This is a genomic window from Pirellulales bacterium (assembly GCA_035533075.1).
Classification (GTDB): domain Bacteria; phylum Planctomycetota; class Planctomycetia; order Pirellulales; family JAICIG01; genus DASSFG01.
The window spans coordinates 43368-58910 of record DATLUO010000131.1; the positions used below are offsets into that span (position 1 = coordinate 43368).

10 protein-coding genes are annotated in these 15543 nt (G+C 64.3%); 2 read left to right on the top strand and 8 right to left on the bottom strand.

What is annotated here, in order from left to right:
• Window positions 1-123: 123 nt before the first annotated feature.
• A complete protein-coding gene (locus VNH11_16680; GenBank protein HVA48007.1) occupies window positions 124-5967 on the bottom strand; it encodes a protein kinase in 5844 nt (1947 codons plus the stop codon).
• Between the two features lie 272 nt (window positions 5968-6239).
• On the opposite strand from VNH11_16680, the gene VNH11_16685 reads away from it, so the two are divergent.
• Window positions 6240-7262 (top strand): DUF4123 domain-containing protein, encoded by a 1023-nt coding sequence (locus VNH11_16685; GenBank protein HVA48008.1) that lies wholly within the window; start codon window positions 6240-6242, stop codon window positions 7260-7262.
• A gap of 22 nt (window positions 7263-7284) precedes the next feature.
• On the opposite strand, the gene VNH11_16690 is transcribed toward VNH11_16685, so the two are convergent.
• The 7 genes from VNH11_16690 to VNH11_16720 form a co-directional block, all read right to left on the bottom strand.
• Complete coding sequence (locus VNH11_16690) at window positions 7285-8136, bottom strand: Ku protein (GenBank protein HVA48009.1); 852 nt, start codon at window positions 8134-8136, stop codon at window positions 7285-7287.
• 336 nt (window positions 8137-8472) lie between these two features.
• Complete coding sequence (locus VNH11_16695) at window positions 8473-8961, bottom strand: 6-pyruvoyl tetrahydropterin synthase family protein (GenBank protein HVA48010.1); 489 nt, start codon at window positions 8959-8961, stop codon at window positions 8473-8475.
• 16 nt (window positions 8962-8977) lie between these two features.
• Window positions 8978-10432, bottom strand: a complete 1455-nt coding sequence (locus VNH11_16700; protein ID HVA48011.1) for a DUF1501 domain-containing protein — start codon at window positions 10430-10432, stop codon at window positions 8978-8980.
• A 32-nt stretch (window positions 10433-10464) separates the two neighbouring features.
• Complete coding sequence (locus VNH11_16705; protein ID HVA48012.1) at window positions 10465-10857, bottom strand: hypothetical protein; 393 nt, start codon at window positions 10855-10857, stop codon at window positions 10465-10467.
• Window positions 10836-11258 (bottom strand): hypothetical protein, encoded by a 423-nt coding sequence (locus tag VNH11_16710; GenBank protein HVA48013.1) that lies wholly within the window; start codon window positions 11256-11258, stop codon window positions 10836-10838. Before VNH11_16710 ends, VNH11_16705 begins: the two co-directional genes overlap by 22 nt.
• Before the next feature lie 2 nt (window positions 11259-11260).
• Entirely contained in the window at window positions 11261-14425 is a 3165-nt protein-coding gene (locus VNH11_16715) for a DUF1553 domain-containing protein (GenBank protein ID HVA48014.1), read from the bottom strand.
• A complete protein-coding gene (locus tag VNH11_16720; protein ID HVA48015.1) occupies window positions 14422-15225 on the bottom strand; it encodes a GntR family transcriptional regulator in 804 nt (267 codons plus the stop codon). The genes VNH11_16715 and VNH11_16720 overlap by 4 nt, the downstream gene beginning before the upstream one ends.
• Before the next feature lie 25 nt (window positions 15226-15250).
• On the opposite strand from VNH11_16720, the gene VNH11_16725 reads away from it, so the two are divergent.
• Window positions 15251-15543 (top strand): transposase (locus VNH11_16725; GenBank protein HVA48016.1); only part of this gene is annotated, 293 nt, incomplete at its 3' end.

The window sequence follows — 15543 nt, forward strand, 5'->3', positions numbered from 1 at the left end:
CGCGTGTTCTTATGCTCAGGCCAAGCGCGGCCAAGCTCTGCCCCAGCCACCTCCCATCCCCACCGCCAAAAGCCGCAATCGGCGGGCCGGCGCTCGTTCCGGCGCGCCGGGGCCAGTCCCAACCTACTTCCTTAGCTGAAGCTGTTGCTGGATTCTGAGAAGCTCGAGCCGCCTTTTCTGAAACACCGCCGTAAGGCCCGCCGGCAAGTCCTTGGCGTTTTGAAGCGCCGCAAGGCCCTCCGCCAAATACCGTTTGGCGTCGGCGGCGGGGGTGCGCGGGCTGTCGGCGAGCCTGCCATCCGCAAAGGCCAGCGCGGCCCGCCAGCCGCCGGCGAAATTCGTGCGCACCTTCTGTCGCTCGAACGCCGTCAGTCCGGAAGTGGGCAGCTTGTCGTCGAACTCGACGGCCGCCTTCAGATGGTTGGCCGCCAGCCGCAGGCTTTCCAGTTCGACGGTCGTCGTCTGGTTCGCCGCCAAGACGGCATGGTTGGCCAGCGCTTCGTGGGCGCGGGCCGCCAGGTCGGCGAACCGCGACTCGGTGGCCAGCGCCAGCGCCCGCTCGGCGCTCGCCTTGCACAGATCCCGTTTTTCTCGCCAGAAGTCGCGGTCGGCAGCGAGGAACTCGCTGAGGGCCAGCAGAGCGGGGGCGTCCTGCGCCTGCGCCTTGCTCACGTCGGGCAGCCACGGCAAATAGTGCTCATACTCGCGAAGTCCCTGTTCGAGTTGCCCGCGGCGCTGCGTGGCCGTCGCCCCGGCGGCCGCGTAGCTGGTGGCGACGAGGGTCATCGCCTCGGCGCGCTGAGCGCCATCGGCCTTCGAGCTGGGCGCGTCGAGCGCCGCTCGCGCCCGGCTCCGCCTTTCGTCGAGCGTCGTTCCCAGCCCGGCCCAATAAATCTGGTACATGCACCAGGTAGGTCCGCCCTGTTCGACGCGCTGTACGCATTGAGCCAGCGCGGCGTTGGCGGCGGCCCGCGCGGCGTTGTACTTATTGGTTTCGCCGGCCACGAGCGCGGCGTTGTTCCGCGCGGCGGGCGCCCCGATCCGATCGGCAGCTCTCTGCATCCGCGCGGCATGGATCTGCGCCTGCCACCAATACGCCTCCGCAATCCGGCCCGGCGGCGCCTGGCCCAGATCGATCGCCGCCTGCAAGTCAGCAAGTCCTTGCGTGAGCAACCCGTCGACTGTGGCCGCCGGTACCGCCCCGCAGGTGGCCAGACGGTAGCGGACGCGACCCAGCGAGATTTGCGCTTCCTCCGGCGGCGACAACGTGTCGAGCGCCTTGAGACGCGCCTCGTCGAAGTCTCGCTCCGCTTGGCGGTAAACGTCGAAGTCGCGCACCAACAGGCCGTAGTCTTCGTGGGCGTTTCCCAGCGCCAGATAGGTGAACTCCGGGTGCGCTCCCCGCCCGTCGGCGATTGCCTTTTGGGCTGACTCCACCGCATCGTCCAGGTAGCGACGAATGATTTCGTCGGGCTCGGTGGTAAAGTTCGCCAGCTCCAGGCACGCCATGCTGTGCAACAGCAGAAACTGCGGATAGTCGTCGCTCTGCGGATCGCACCGATCGACGGCCCGTCGCTCGTCGTCCACGGCCTTCTTATAAAAATCGACCCGCCCTTTGCGGTCCAGCGGCCCGGTAGACCTGGCCTCCAACAGATTGGCGACGCCCGTCAAGCTGTGGAACCCCGCCGTTTCCTGGCCGCCCAGCAGCGCACGCGCTCGTTCGATATCGTCGCGTTTCAAGGCGGCCAGATCGTTGTGGACCGAAGTCGAGTATCGCGCCGTGCCGCGCCGGATGTAATAGTCGGCGACCGATGCGTCGAGGCCGATCGCCTTGTCGTAGGCCGCGAACACCGCGTCGGCGCCCGTGGTGTTCGACTCTTCGAAGACCTTCAAGTCGACTGCCGTATCGAGCCGGATCAAGCGCCCCTTGTTGGCGTACAGCAACGCGGCCTCCGTCGCCACGGGCTGGCGTTGTTTCTCCGTCATCGCTTCCACGAGGCGAATGCCCGGCGCCACGATCTGCTCGTAGATCGACTCGTTTTTGGCGGTGCCCAGCTTGAGGACGGCCTGCAAGGCCTGGGCATAACGCGGCACGGCGTCGTCGGCATGGCTTTGTTCGAGCCAGCGCGCCGACATCAGCAGCACTTTCGGCGGCGGCGATGGCCTTTTGGCCAAGGTATCGAGCAAGGAACTCGCCTGGGCCAGGTCAGCACCGGGCTTTTCCGCCGCCGCCACCGCCAGATCCAGAACGAATTCGTCACTCGGCTTGTTCGCCGTGCCCTCCGCGACTTGCTGTGCTCGGGACAGCCAACGGTAAGCCTGCTCGGCGTGTTCCGCGCCGCCGAAAGAGGGCGCCGCCAACGGACCGTCGCTCCCGTCCACGGCGAGCAGGCGCCGGGCCGATCCGATCAAGAGTTCGGCGGCGCGCGACCGCCGCATTGGCGTGGCCAGAATTGGCGGCGGCTCGTTCAACTCGTCGCAAAGCTTGTCGGTCAATTCGTCGGCCGAGAGCTTCTCATCGCCAACCCGCGGGTCCGACTGTCGGGCACGAAGCACCACGTAGTTCACATACCCGCGGTCGGCCTGCGGCACCTCGCCTTTCAACACGTCGCTGATTCTGCTCGCCAGCGACTCGGACGAAGCGGTTTCGAGCTGGCACTCGGCTTCGCACGCCTTGACGAAATAGTCTCGGGGGTGGCCGCCGGCTTGGACAATCGCCTCGTCGGCACGCCGACACATTTTGGCAAGTTGTTTCCAATCGGGTTCGGGCTGCGACGCGGCGCCCACAAGCTGCTCGATCAAGAGGCCCGCAAACTCACGACGGAGATCCTGCGTCTTCAGAGCGAAGCGGTCGATCTCTTCAATCGCTTTGTCCAGGCTCCCGGCTTCCTTGCTTCGCCGGGCCCAAATGGCCAGCGACGTCACGAGCCGCGCCACCATCGCGTGCGGCAGAAGATCGCGACTGGTTTTCCACGGCTCCAGGCTCTTTTGGACCGCGGCCCAAGGCGAGCCGGACTGCAAAAGGTCGATCGTCTTGTTGACGGCGAACAATCGCAGCAGCTCATCCGCGTTTGGCAGAGACTTCAGATCAAGGCGTTGGCTGATTCGCTCGCCCAGCGAGCGTTGGCCGGCGTCGCTGCTGGCGACCAAGACCGCGAGTCGGCCTGCCGACTCCGCAATCAGGTCTCTCGTACACGTCGTCAGCAGGCGATCGGCACCGTCTTCCCAATGCGCGTCGGCGCGCTGCAGGTCTTCGAGAGCGAGCGAAATCGCATCCAGGTCCGCACCCATCGCCAGCTCGCCCCCGTCGTAGCGAGCGGGAACCAAGGTACGCAGCAGATAAAACTGCGTCTGCGCGCGGGCCTCAGCGGCGCCAAATTCCCCTTTGGCAGCCTGGTGCAGCCATGTGTCGGAGTCGTCCCATGCCTTTTGTTGCCATGCGAGATAAGCGTGCAACACGGCGGACCGGCGGCGCAGATCGGACCGAGTGGAAAATTCTGCGTTGATTTTCGCATCGGCCTGCGCAAGATTCTGTTTGGCATCATCGAACGCCTGCTCACGGAGGTCGCGGTCCGCCTGCTCCAAGCATTTCCCGACGAGGGCCTCGGGCGCCGTTGCCGGCGGCTGCGGGACGGCTTCTTCTGGGACGATCTCCTTCGGCTCCTGCGTTTGCTTGTTCGACGGCGTTTGGTCGACCGTTGGAGCACTGTGGCTCTGCTTGTAAGCCACAACGGCCCACGCGACGAGCGGTATCAGCACGAGCGGGGCGATGAACTTGGACTTGCTTCGCCGAGACCCGAGCGAAGGACGCTGCACATCGGGATCGGTCGTCGAGCCTAGTTTGGCACGCGTCTCGCGGTGTTTCGTGGCGCTCGTTTCCGCTACGTTTGGCGCCAGAGGCATTTCGGGCATCATCGTGCCTCGACGCGCTTCGTCCGAGGCGGTGTGGGGCGGAACCGTTTCCGGCACGCGCGGCATGACGACGACCTGCGATAGCGCTTCGACCATCGCCTGGCAACTCGGGTATCGCTGGCGCGGGTCGCGGCTGAGTGCCCGGTCGAGTACGGATCGCTCCGCGGAACTCAATGCCGAGAGGTCGAGTTCCGGCGCGGAGAAGAATTGCGTGGTGGCCGAGGGCAAGCCCGACTCCAGCAGCAGCTTGCCGCAGCGCAGTTGCGCGTAGCTGACGGCCAGCGAAAACTGGTCGCTGCGGCGGTGCAGGCGTCCTTCGGCAAGTTCGGGCGCCAGAGTGATGCGCGGGGGCCGGTTGTCGAGGCCGGAAACCATGGCCTCCTCGCCTTCCAGCGCGCGGCACCAGGCGAGATTTGCCAGCTTCACCGTGTTGCCCACCAGCAGCATGTTGGCGGGCCGCACGTCGGTGTGGATCAACGACGCGTAGCGTGGACCGTAGGCCGCGGCATTCAAAGCGTCGATGCCGCTCGAAGCCTGACGCATGAAGTCCAACAGCTCCTCGGCCGGCAGGCCCGCGCCGGTCAATTCGCGCCGCTCTTGAGCCTTGTGCGCCAGATTGACGCGCGCCGATTCGCTGGCAATCACCAGTTGACGCGTCTCGGAACTCGTTTCCGCTCGGTCGGCGAACGAGGCGGTAATGTCTTCGCCCGCGGCGTTCAAACACCACCAGCCGAACAAGCGCGCCAGGTGCGGATGGTTGACCTCTTGCTGAATCGACCGCAGCGCCGAAAGATCGACCGTCTCGGACAAGCTCGTCAAGTCGTAAATCCAAAGCGAGCAGTGCTTGCCGCTGGGGCCGGTTGCCGACCAAACGTCGGTGCGCGTGTCGGCGTGAAAGACGTGCTCGCCCAACCGGTAGCCCGGCACCATCTCACGGCCCGGCACCAGCGTGGTGCGCGTTTCGGTCTCGATCCGGGCCGACCGCGAGTCGGTCGCATAACGCAAGAGGTCGGTGCCGCCTTGCACGGCGAACTTCAGCGAGGCGACCATTTCTTTGCAGCTTGGATAACGCTCCGGCGGCCTGGGATTGGTGGCGCGCTTCAACACTGCCTGCTCCGCTTCGCCCACGCGGCCAAAGTCGAGCTTGCCGTCGCGGTGCGTCTGCATCACCTCCAACTGCGACATATCCGGCCCGAAGGGAAGCTCGCCGCAACGCAGCTCGTAATACGTGATCGCCAGCGAGTACTGGTCGGTGCCGTTGGTCGGTTTGTTTTCCCAGTACAGTTCGGGGGCGCCGTAGGCGCAGGAAAGCGCGACCGACGTGGCGCGCACGTCCTCCCTGCGGGCCAGGCCGAAGTCGCAGACCTGCGCGGCGCTGCCCACGAGCATGATGTTGCCGGGCTTGATGTCGCAATGATAGATCGACTTGAGCTGCGCCGGGCCGGCTTGCTGGCCGGGCTCGCCCAGATCGTGCCGCGGCTCGTTGAGAAAGTCGATCGCTTTGGCGGCCTCTTCCATGTAGTCCAGCAGCTTGTCGACCGGAATCGCGGGTTCGCCATTGCCTTGATATTCCCGCAACAGATCGAAGAGATCCTTCTCGCCCAGTCCCATGGCCACGATCAACCGCTCGGCCCGCGCCGCGTTGAATTGAACCGTGGACGTGCCGGGCGCCGCTCGACCGCCGCTGTCCATCACGTTCGTTCCGAGCAGGTCGATGCTGTCGTCGTCCAAGGGAACGCCGTCGGCATCGATCAGCCATATCGCGACGATGGGAACCAGGTTGGGGTGCCGCACGCGCTTCATCAGGCGGAGCGACTTGAACTCCCGCATGCCGCGTTTGCTGTCGAGCATGTCGGTGATTTTCAGGGCGACTTCGGTGCGACCGGGACCCACCGCCCGCCACACCGTGCCAAAGCCTCCCTTGCCCAGCATGGCGACCAGGCGGTAGCCGGGGACCGGCTCATCGCCGATTTTGAACTCGCGTCCCATCTGAATAGGGCGGGCATCCCCGCCGTTGCCGTTGTCTCGGTGGGCGGCGCCCACCTTCCCGTTCATATCCGCACCGACAGTAATTCACTAGTTTAGGCAATTGGCAAAGCCGATGGAAGCGGCTAGGCTGGAAAATGAAGGGGGCGGGGATGCGCGAAGCATGGAGTTTCTGGCATAAAAATCAGGCAACTTCGCCCCCGCTTTGACGATAATAACCCCTGCGGAGACAGGGCTGATAACGAGAGGATCTGCGCTTGAGATCCAGTCGAGGTGGAGACCAGACGGCCTGGAGCGGCAGAGGCGGCCGGTCCGGCAGGTGGGTCGAGAAGAGATTGCCAGTGCGGCTTACCCTTACTATTCTCAGTGGCCTGCGCGCGGGAGAACGCATCCTGCTCGGTCCCGGTGAGATGCTGCGCGTGGGGCGCACATCGGGCGCGAACATCGTGATCTCCGACGACCCCACCATGTCCGGCGTCCACTATTTGGTCCGCTGCGCCGACGACGGCGGCACCGTCCGCGATCTGGAAAGCCGGAACGGGCTGTTTTTGAACGGCAGGCCCGTCAGCGAAGCCGCACTGGGCGACGGCGACCAGATTCGCGCCGGGAGAACGTACTTTTCGGTGATGATGGATTCCGTCACCGCGGGTTCGCCCGACGGGGCGGGTGGCTTTGGCGCGGACGACGAGACCCGATCGCCCAGCGCCGCGGAATCCACGCGGGCAGAGTTGCCGCCTTCGCCCCGCCGCGCCGGCAGGGGCGCTCCGGCCACGCTCTACCTGCCGGAGGCTTCGCCGTCGCCCTTCCCCTTGTTCCCGGTCGAGGATGAGACGCTCGATAGTTCGATGGTCCGCCAGCCGAGTGCCGCGCAGCCACCTGCCGCCAACCACGACCGACTCTATGCCGTCGTCGATGCCGCCGTCGCCAGGGGCCTGGTGCGCGAAGCGAAACGCGTGAACCTGCGCACGGAAAGCCTGCTTTCGAGCGGATCGTCGCCTTATCTGGCGGCCATCGTTCCCTATCTCGTGGAGGTGCTTTCCGACAGCGAGTTTCTTGCGCTCTGGCGGGCGACGCTGACCAAGAATCCGGGAATCTTGATCGAGTCGCGCGCGGAGTTCGACGTCGTGCTCGGGCATGCCCGTGGCTTGTTCTCCGCGAAAGACGATCAGGGCAAGCAGACGTACTTCCGCTTTTACGACCCGAACATTCTCTATGAGTGGCTGACGACCGGTCCGGCCGAGCGGCTGGCCGGCTTTTTTGGCTTCGCCAGCGCCGTCATTGTCGGGCTCGACAAGGGCGAGCGACTCTTGCGGCTGACCTACGAAAGCAACGAGTTGAATTCGGAAGAAGTCTTCGCCCGCTAACCGGCCGCAGCCGAGGGTCAATCTAAGAGCTTTTCCTTCGCCGCCGCGCGGCAGCCGCGGGCCGCGGCGCGGCGGCCGACTGGCGGCCGGTGCCACCCCGTTTGAGGCTCTTGCGCAGGGCGTCCATCAGATTGACCACGGGCACCTCTTCCTCCGCCTGACCGACGACGACTTCCTGGCCGGCGATTTTGGCCTCGATCGCCTCCTTGAACTTCTGTGTGTAGGTGTCTTCGTATTCGTCGAGCTTCGGCTCATCGGCGCTGGTTTGCTGAATCAACGTTCGGGCCAGGCGCAGCTCGTCGGCCGAGACTTTGCCTTCACCCACCTCCTCCACGAACTCGGCCACGGGTTTCACTTGGGCCAGGTAGCTCAACAGCGACATCGTGAGCATCCCCTCGAGGGGTCTGAGCAATGCCAGGTCCTCGCGGCCTGAGATGACGATCTGGCCCAGGCCGCAGCGTTTTTCATTTTGCATCGCCTGGCAAAGCACGCGATACGGTTTGTCGGCGGCCGCGCCTTCGGGCAGCAGATAATAATTCCGGCCGCTGTAATAGAGCGGGTCGATCGTGTCCGGCGGAACGAACCGGTCGATGTTCATGGTCCGGTCGCCCTGACTGCGAAAGCCCTCGCGCTCGCCGGGTTCGAGCACCACGTACTGGTCTTTGGCATACTCGTAACCGTAGACGATTTCGTCGTTCGGCACTTCGCCGTGAAGCGGGCAAAACTTGCGGTAGCGGATGCGGCTGTGACACGGCTCGTGAAGCTGATTGAGGTGGACTTCTCCCTTGCCCGGCGCGGCGGCCGTATAGGCCGCCACCGGCACCGAGACCAGACTCAGCCGCAGGTGGCCTTTCCAGGTGGGACGGGCAGTCATAGTAGACGCTCTTCGTGCGATGTTGGCCCCTGGCGGTGTGCTCTCCCGCCCGTCGCGCGTCCTGGCCGCACGCGGGGCGTGTAAGGTGGGACCAGCGAGCTTGCGAGCGCCGGCCCACCATTGTTAGGCGTCAGGTTTCAGGCGTCAGGCATCAGGTTGTTTGTCCTGAAGCCTGACGCCTGAAACCTGACGCCTCGATTCCGTGGGCGGGCGCTCGCAAGCTCGCTGGTCCCGCCCTATATGCTGTGGCTTGCGCTGGCACAGCAAAGCGGGAGTGCTAGCACCCGAGTGCTAGCAGTGGGCTGCTAGCAGCAAACCTCGCGCCACTCGCCGGCCTCACGGCACGATTTCGCAGACGGCCGATTGGCCTTCGCACTCGTCGACTTCGATTCGCACGCGCGGGGGAACGGCGATGCCACGCGCCGCAAGCTCGGCAATCAGCCGCCGGCCGATGTGCCGGGCCAGCATCTCGGCGGTGGTGTTTGGCACCGGCAGCAGCACGCAGTCGCCGCGGGGAAACACCCAGCGGCGCTCTTCGAACACCGCTTCCACCGATCGCTCATCGGCCGTCACCTGGATGGCGGGATGATCGGTGGGCAAAAGCACGTGATGGTCGAGTTCCAGCACGATGGCATGCAGAATATCGCGCAGGACTATGAAGTCGATGACGTAGTGGTTTTCGTCGAGCGGCCCCAAGACGTCGGCCGTCACGCGGTAGTTGTGCCCGTGCAGGCGCTCGCAGATGTTGCCGTTGAAGGTGATGAAATGGGCGGCGCAAAAGACGAGATAGTCTTTGGTAAGCCGGACTCGGTAGGTTTCGGGCATGGTCGAAATCGCAGGACTACGCAATCAACTCCCGAATCACGCGCGCCGGCTCGACGCCGGTCAGCTTCTGGTCGAGACCCTGATAGCGATAGGTGAACCGCTCGTGGTCGAAGCCCAACAAGTGCAGCACCGTGGCGTGGAAGTCGTGGATGTGAACGGGATCCTTCACGATATTGTAGGAGAAATCGTCGGTTTCTCCGTAGATCGTGCCGGGCCGCGAGCCGCCACCGGCCATCCACATCGTGTAACACCGAGGATGATGGTCGCGGCCATAGTTCTTGTCCGACAGGCCGCCCTGCGAATAGATGGTGCGGCCGAACTCGCCGCCCCAGATGATGAGCGTCTCATCGAACAAGCCGCGCTGCTTCAGGTCTTGCACCAGACCCCAGCAGGGCTGATCGACGTCGCGGCACTGGTCGGGCAAGCGGCCCGCCACATTGCCGTGCGTGTCCCAGTTGTTATGGTAAATCTGGATGAAACGCACGCCGCGTTCGATCATTCGCCGGGCCAACAACACCGAATGGGCGAAGCTGCCGGGCTTCTTGGCCTCGTCGCCATACAGGGCGTAGGTCGAGGCCGGCTCGTTCTCGACGCTGGTCAACTCGGGCACGCTGGCCTGCATGCGGAAGGCCAGCTCGTATTGCTGAATGCGGGTGTGCGTCTCAGGATCGCCCACGAGGCGGTAGTTCGCCTCGTTCAGCGCGTTCAGCCCGTCCAGCGTGCGGCGGCGGACCTCCGTCGGTACGCCGGGCGGATTGTTGATGTACAGGATCGGATCGCCGCCGGAGCGGAACGACACGCCCGCGTGCTCGCCCGAAAGATAACCGCTCGACCAGAGCCGGGCGGCAATCGCCTGCACCTGCTCGGTGTTGGTCGGCTTGGCCACCAGAACCACAAACGACGGCAGGTTCTCGTTCATCGAGCCCAGGCCGTAAGAGACCCAACTCCCCAGGCACGGCCGCCCGGTCACCTGGTTGCCGGTCTGCATGTAGGTGATGGCCGGCTCGTGGTTGATGGCTTCGGTGTGCATGCTGCGGATGAAGCACATGTCGTCGACCATCTTCGCCGTGTGCGGCAACAGCTCGCTGACCCACATGCCGTTTTGCCCGTTCTGGGCGAACTTGAACATGCTGGGCGCGATCGGAAACCGCTTTTGCCCGGAGGTCATCGTGGTCAGCCGCTGACCCATCCGCACGGTGTCGGGCAAGTCTTTGTCGAACCACTCCTTCATCTGCGGCTTATAATCGTAAAGGTCCATCTGCGGCGGGCCGCCGACCATGTGCAGGTAGATGACCTGCTTGGCCTTGGGGGCGAAGTGCGGACCCGGCGCGGCCAGGCTGGCGGCCGAAGCCGGCTTACCCCAGAGATCAAGCCCCAACGACGACAGAGCGGCCATGCCGAGCGCATTGGCTCCGCGGCTGAAGAACTGGCGGCGAGTTTCGTAGCGTACGTAGTCTTCGATGGGCAACATCGGGAACGTCTCCTGAGTGTTAAAGTCGTGGTTCACGCGGCCGCCACGGGCAAGGGATAAATGTAAATCTCGCCGACGGTGATTCCACCGATCGTGCGGCTGTGGTAGTGGGCGGGAATCTTGCCGCCGTATCTCTGCATGAGCTCAAGTGCCGCCTTGGCTAAGCGATCGTCAGCGCTGACGACTTTGACTTGGAAGGCGTCAAAATTAGGATCATGCATCGCGGCGGCAATTCGAATCACCTCGCCATACGCGGGGCGGAAGTTCTCATCATTAAACTGCTGCGAGGCCACCCAGAGGCTTGGCGAATTGTCGTCGTCCCCGCGATGCCAAAAGGCGACGTCAACCGGCGCGTACTTCTCGAATTCGCGGAGGAACGCGGCCCCTGCGTCAATCTGTTCTCTTACCAATGGTCTCGTATCCATTTCATCACTCCATCTTGCGGATGACTGGTCGCGTCGTAGAGTTCTCGAGCCTTCGGCTCGGGAACGAGCACGTACCGAGACGCTTCATTCCATCGAATCGTCACGGCCCAGTTTTGGGCAAAGGCCGGGTTTGCAACGCTGTCAGCGACACAGGCGGCGTCGAGCCGTGCCACACCAATCAATTCGCTGAGTTTGTGTGTCCAACACGCGTCGGAGAAACGTCTCTCCTCGTAGATTATACCAGGATTGTTTTCCACAAAACCAACCACGCACGCCTTCAGTCCACATTCGACTGCATATCCCGCGAGATAATAGACGGCGGACCATCGTTGGTTTTGCAACAAGATGCCCGCGTCGATCAGCCTCGTCTCTGCCAAGTCTTGCCAGTCTTGTTTCGTCATGCCTACTTGTTCAATACCTCATCCAAATTCATCAACTCATTCGTGAGCATCGTCCAAGCGGCCAAGCTGGCCGCGTCCAGCGAGGCGTCGGGCTTCGACTCGCCCACGGCGATCAACTGCTTGGCCTCCTCGACGTGCCCCTGATACCAGGCCGAAAGATCGTCGAGCGACGCCCGCACGGTCTGCGTCTCTTCAGCCCGCCACGGCCGGGCAAGCAGCCGCTTGGCCAACCGATCGAGCCGGCTTTCGTTCGTCTCGCCGCCTTGCTTCATCACCTCTTCGGCCAGATGACGGGCGGCTTCCACGAATTGCGGATCGTTCAGCGTCACCAGCGCCTGCAGCGGCGTGTCGGTCCGCTCGCGACGCACGGTGCATGTCTCGCGGCTGGGAGCGTTGAAGATGTCCATCGAGGCCGGCGGCGCCGCCCGTTTCCAAAACGTGTAGAGGCTGCGGCGATAAAGGCCGTCGCCGCTGTCGCGCTTGTAGTCGCGCGTGTTGCTGCCGATCATGGCCACCGCTTCCCAAACGCCATCCGGCTGATAGGGTCTTACGCTCGGCCCGCCGACCTTCTCGACCAGCAGTCCGCTGGCCGCCAGGGCATAGTCGCGAATCACTTCGGCGTCCATGCGGAAGCGCGGACCGCGCGACAGCAGCCGGTTCTGCGGGTCCTTCTCCAGCTTTTCGGGCGTGGCGATCGCCGCTTGCCGATACGTGGCCGAAGTCACAAGCTGCTTGAAGAACCGCTTCACGTCCCAACCGCCTTCGCGGAAGTCGACCGCCAGCCAATCGAGCAGCTCCGGGTGCGTGGGCAACTCGCCCGCCACGCCGAAATCGCCCGACGTGCGGACGATGCCCGTGCCGAACACTTCTTGCCAGAACCGGTTCACGGTCACGCGGGCCGTGAGCGGCTGTTCCGGCAACAACAGCCACTGCGCGAAACCCAGCCGGGTCTTGGGCAGCTCGGCCGGCATCGGTGGCAGCATGTCGGGCGTTTCCGGCTGGACCGGATCGCGCCGCTTGTCATAGTCGCCGCGATAAAGCACGTAGGCCATCGCCGGATCGCTCCGCTCCTGCATCACATGCGTCAAAGTGCCGCGGGACTTGATGGCTGCCTCTTCCCCTTCCAGCCCGGCGACCTTGCCCGCGAGCTGCTGCGAGACGCCGTCGAGCGTGGCCAGCCACCAACTATAGAGCTCGTTCTTCTCGGCATCGCTTCGCTGGTCGGCCGGCTTGAGCACCAGCGACACGGCCCGCGTCGTCTGCACGAGTTTTTGCACGTCGCCCGGCGGAAGGACACGACCGTAGATGCGAACGTCTTCGATTGACATCTCGTCGAGCCGGCCGGTGGAATGCCGCTGAGCCAGCTTGAAGGGCACCGTAGTGCGAATCGTGTTCTTCAGGGCGTTGGCCTGCACGCCGACCGGCTGCGGCTCGCCGTTAACGTAAACCTTCACGCCGCCGGGCTGGGCCGAGCCGTCGTAGGTGACGAAGACGTGCGTCCATTCGTTGGCCTTGATCGGTTTGTTCGAGACCACCTTCAGCGCATCTTCGGGCCATTGGTTGACGATGTGGCAGCCGACCTTGCCGTTCTCCATCCACAGGTCCCAACCGCGATACGCGTGCTCGTCGTCCATGCGGGCGAAGATGGCGCCCGAGCCGTCGAGCTTCGCCAGCTTGACCCAGGCGCCATAAGAAAACGCCTGGTCTTTCTCCAAGTCGCCTACGTCGGCGATTTCAGCGACCACGCCCGGCTTGCTCTGCAGGGCCTGGGCGGCGACGTGTCCCGGCTGCCAGGTGAGCTGAGCGGAAGCAGCCACCGTGCGAGGCTGGCCATCGAAGGTGACGGCAAAGGAGTTCTCGCCGCCGCCGTTCAATTCGGCATAGAACCGCAGGCCGTCACTGGGAATGAGGCCGGCCAGCGTCTCGGAAGTGGCCGATGCCAGCCAGCCGTCGAAATCGGCACGCGCGGCGTTACGCCGTTCCTCGACCTGTTTGCGGGCTGTGGCCAGCTCGCCGACGAGGGCGTTCCAACGCGGACGGTCATCCGCCCGCGGCACGACGACGACGGGCGGCGTGTCTTTGATATTGCCGTCCATCGCGTTTTGCGTGGTGTTGTTGAAGAACGCCGCCAACTCGTAAAACTCCCGCTGCGAGAGCGGATCGAACTTGTGATCGTGGCAAACGGCGCAGCCGGCCGTGGTGCCCAGCCAGACCAGCGAGGTGGTTTCCACGCGGTCGCGGGTGTAAAGCACCGAGTATTCCTCGGCGATGGCGCCGCCTTCGCTGGTGGTGATGTTGCAGCGGTTGAAGCCGGAGGCGACTTGCTGCTCGAGCGTGCGGTCGGGTAACAGGTCGCCCGCCAACTGCTCGATCGTGAACTGATCGAACGGCAAATTGCGGTTTAGCGCCCGGATGACCCAATCGCGATAGGCCCAAATCTCGCGATAGTTGTCGATATGAATGCCGTGCGTGTCGCCATAGCGGGCCACGTCGAGCCAGTAGCGTCCGCGGTGTTCGCCCCAGGCCGCCGTGCTCATCAGCTCGTCGGCCAGTTTTTCATAAGCGTCGGGCGAGGGACCGTTGACAAAAGCCTCCACCAGCTCAGGCTTGGGGGGCAGGCCGGTGAGATCGAGCGACAGCCGCCGGGCGAGCGTGCGGCGGTCGGCCTCGGGCGCGGGCTGCAGGCCGGCCGCTTCGAGTTTGGCCAGCACAAAGTAGTCGATCGGGTTGCGGCACCAGGCGGCGTCTTTCACGGCCGGCAACGGTGGCCGCACCGGCGCGATCAGCGACCAGTGCGGCTGATAGGCGGCGCCGTCGGCGATCCAACGCCGCAAGGTTTCTTTCTGCGCGGCGGTGAGCTGCTTTTTGGTGGCCGGCGGCGGCATCATCGCTTCGGGATCGCTCGACAGGATGCGACGCATGAGTTCGCTTTCGTCGGCCTTGCCGGGCGAGAGAGCGCCGGCTTCGATGGCGGCCTCGCGCTGATCGAGCCGCAGGTCGGCCTTGCGCGCCGCGCTATCGGGGCCGTGGCAAGCAAAGCAGTTTTCGGCCAGGATCGGCCGCACGTCGCGGTTGTATTGCAATGGCTCATCGGCCCGGCTCTCCGCCGAAAGATAGGTCAGCATGAGTAGCAGCGAAACCATACGCCGCACAAAGCGATCGTTCATTTACCATTCTCCTCCACACGAACTCGAATCTTGCTCTTCTTCGCCGCCCCATTGAGTCCTGAACCCTGAACCGGGGCGCCCCCTGGGCCCCCTGAACCCTCACTCGGCAGCACGCGGCTCCAATATCTTCCGCCGGAGCGAATGTGATACGACATGGCCCGTGCGGCCTGCCGCCTGTCACCGGCCAAGAGCGCCTCGACGATCGCCAGGTGCTCGCCGGTCTCTTCGGCTACGCGGCGAAAATCGTTACGGCTGGTAGTGTGCTCCCAGGCCAGGTCGCGGAAGGCGCGGAAGAGCGTCTTCAGCCGGCCGATCTCCTTGCCCAAAAAAACATTGCCGCACGAGGCGGCGATCAGGTCGTGCAGACGGCTATCGACCTGCCGGGCCTTCTCGACCGCCCGCATATTGAACGTGTTTTTGCGGCCATTCAAGCGGGTCAGCTCCTCGGCCAGCGACTCCAGGCCCTCGATTTCGACGCGGCCGCAGGCGCTGCGCACGGCCTCGCACTCCAGCGCGCGGCGGACCTGGAAAATCTCTCGCACGTCTTTAGCGACCACGCGCCGCACGATGGCCCCGCGGTTCGGCACCAGGTCAATCACGCCGATGCCGGCCAGCGAGATCAGGGCCTCGCGGATGGGTGTATGGCTCACGCCGAACAGGTCGGCCAGTTGTTGTGTGGCCAGATGCTGGCCCGCCCGCAGACGTCCTTGAAACACCTCGCGCAGCAGCGACTCGACGATGGCCTGACGTCGCAAGCCATGATCGCAATTCAAGCGGCTGGTAAGGGGCGCACTCGCCACGGCGGGCAGCAATCTCCAAAAACGGGTGACCGGGCGGGCAGGTCGGCGGGACGAACCACGAAGCAACCATGATGCTAACGCATGCCGCCAGGCTTGGCAAGCAGATTCTATAGAATCGACGGCCGATTCGACAGAATCGACTTTCAGGCTCTGGGAGTCCATCGCCTGGAATGGCTGCAACCAGCGATTGGTATCGATGGACGACCGCCACGTCAGCTTTCGATGGAAAGATTACGCGCACGGCGGGGGCTGGCGCACGATGACGCTGCTGGCGGTGGAGTTCCTGCGTCGTTTCCTGCTGCACGTCTTGCCCTCCGG

Bases quoted from the DNA above. Each gene is read 5' to 3' on its own strand.
- VNH11_16680 (HVA48007.1), bottom strand. From the start codon at position 5,967: ATGAACGGGAAGGTGGGCGCCGCCCACCGAGACAACGGCAACGGCGGG.
- VNH11_16690 (HVA48009.1), bottom strand. From the start codon at position 8,136: ATGACTGCCCGTCCCACCTGGAAAGGCCACCTGCGGCTGAGTCTGGTC.
- VNH11_16695 (HVA48010.1), bottom strand. From the start codon at position 8,961: ATGCCCGAAACCTACCGAGTCCGGCTTACCAAAGACTATCTCGTCTTT.
- VNH11_16700 (HVA48011.1), bottom strand. From the start codon at position 10,432: ATGTTGCCCATCGAAGACTACGTACGCTACGAAACTCGCCGCCAGTTC.
- VNH11_16705 (HVA48012.1), bottom strand. From the start codon at position 10,857: ATGGATACGAGACCATTGGTAAGAGAACAGATTGACGCAGGGGCCGCG.
- VNH11_16710 (HVA48013.1), bottom strand. From the start codon at position 11,258: ATGACGAAACAAGACTGGCAAGACTTGGCAGAGACGAGGCTGATCGAC.
- VNH11_16715 (HVA48014.1), bottom strand. From the start codon at position 14,425: ATGAACGATCGCTTTGTGCGGCGTATGGTTTCGCTGCTACTCATGCTG.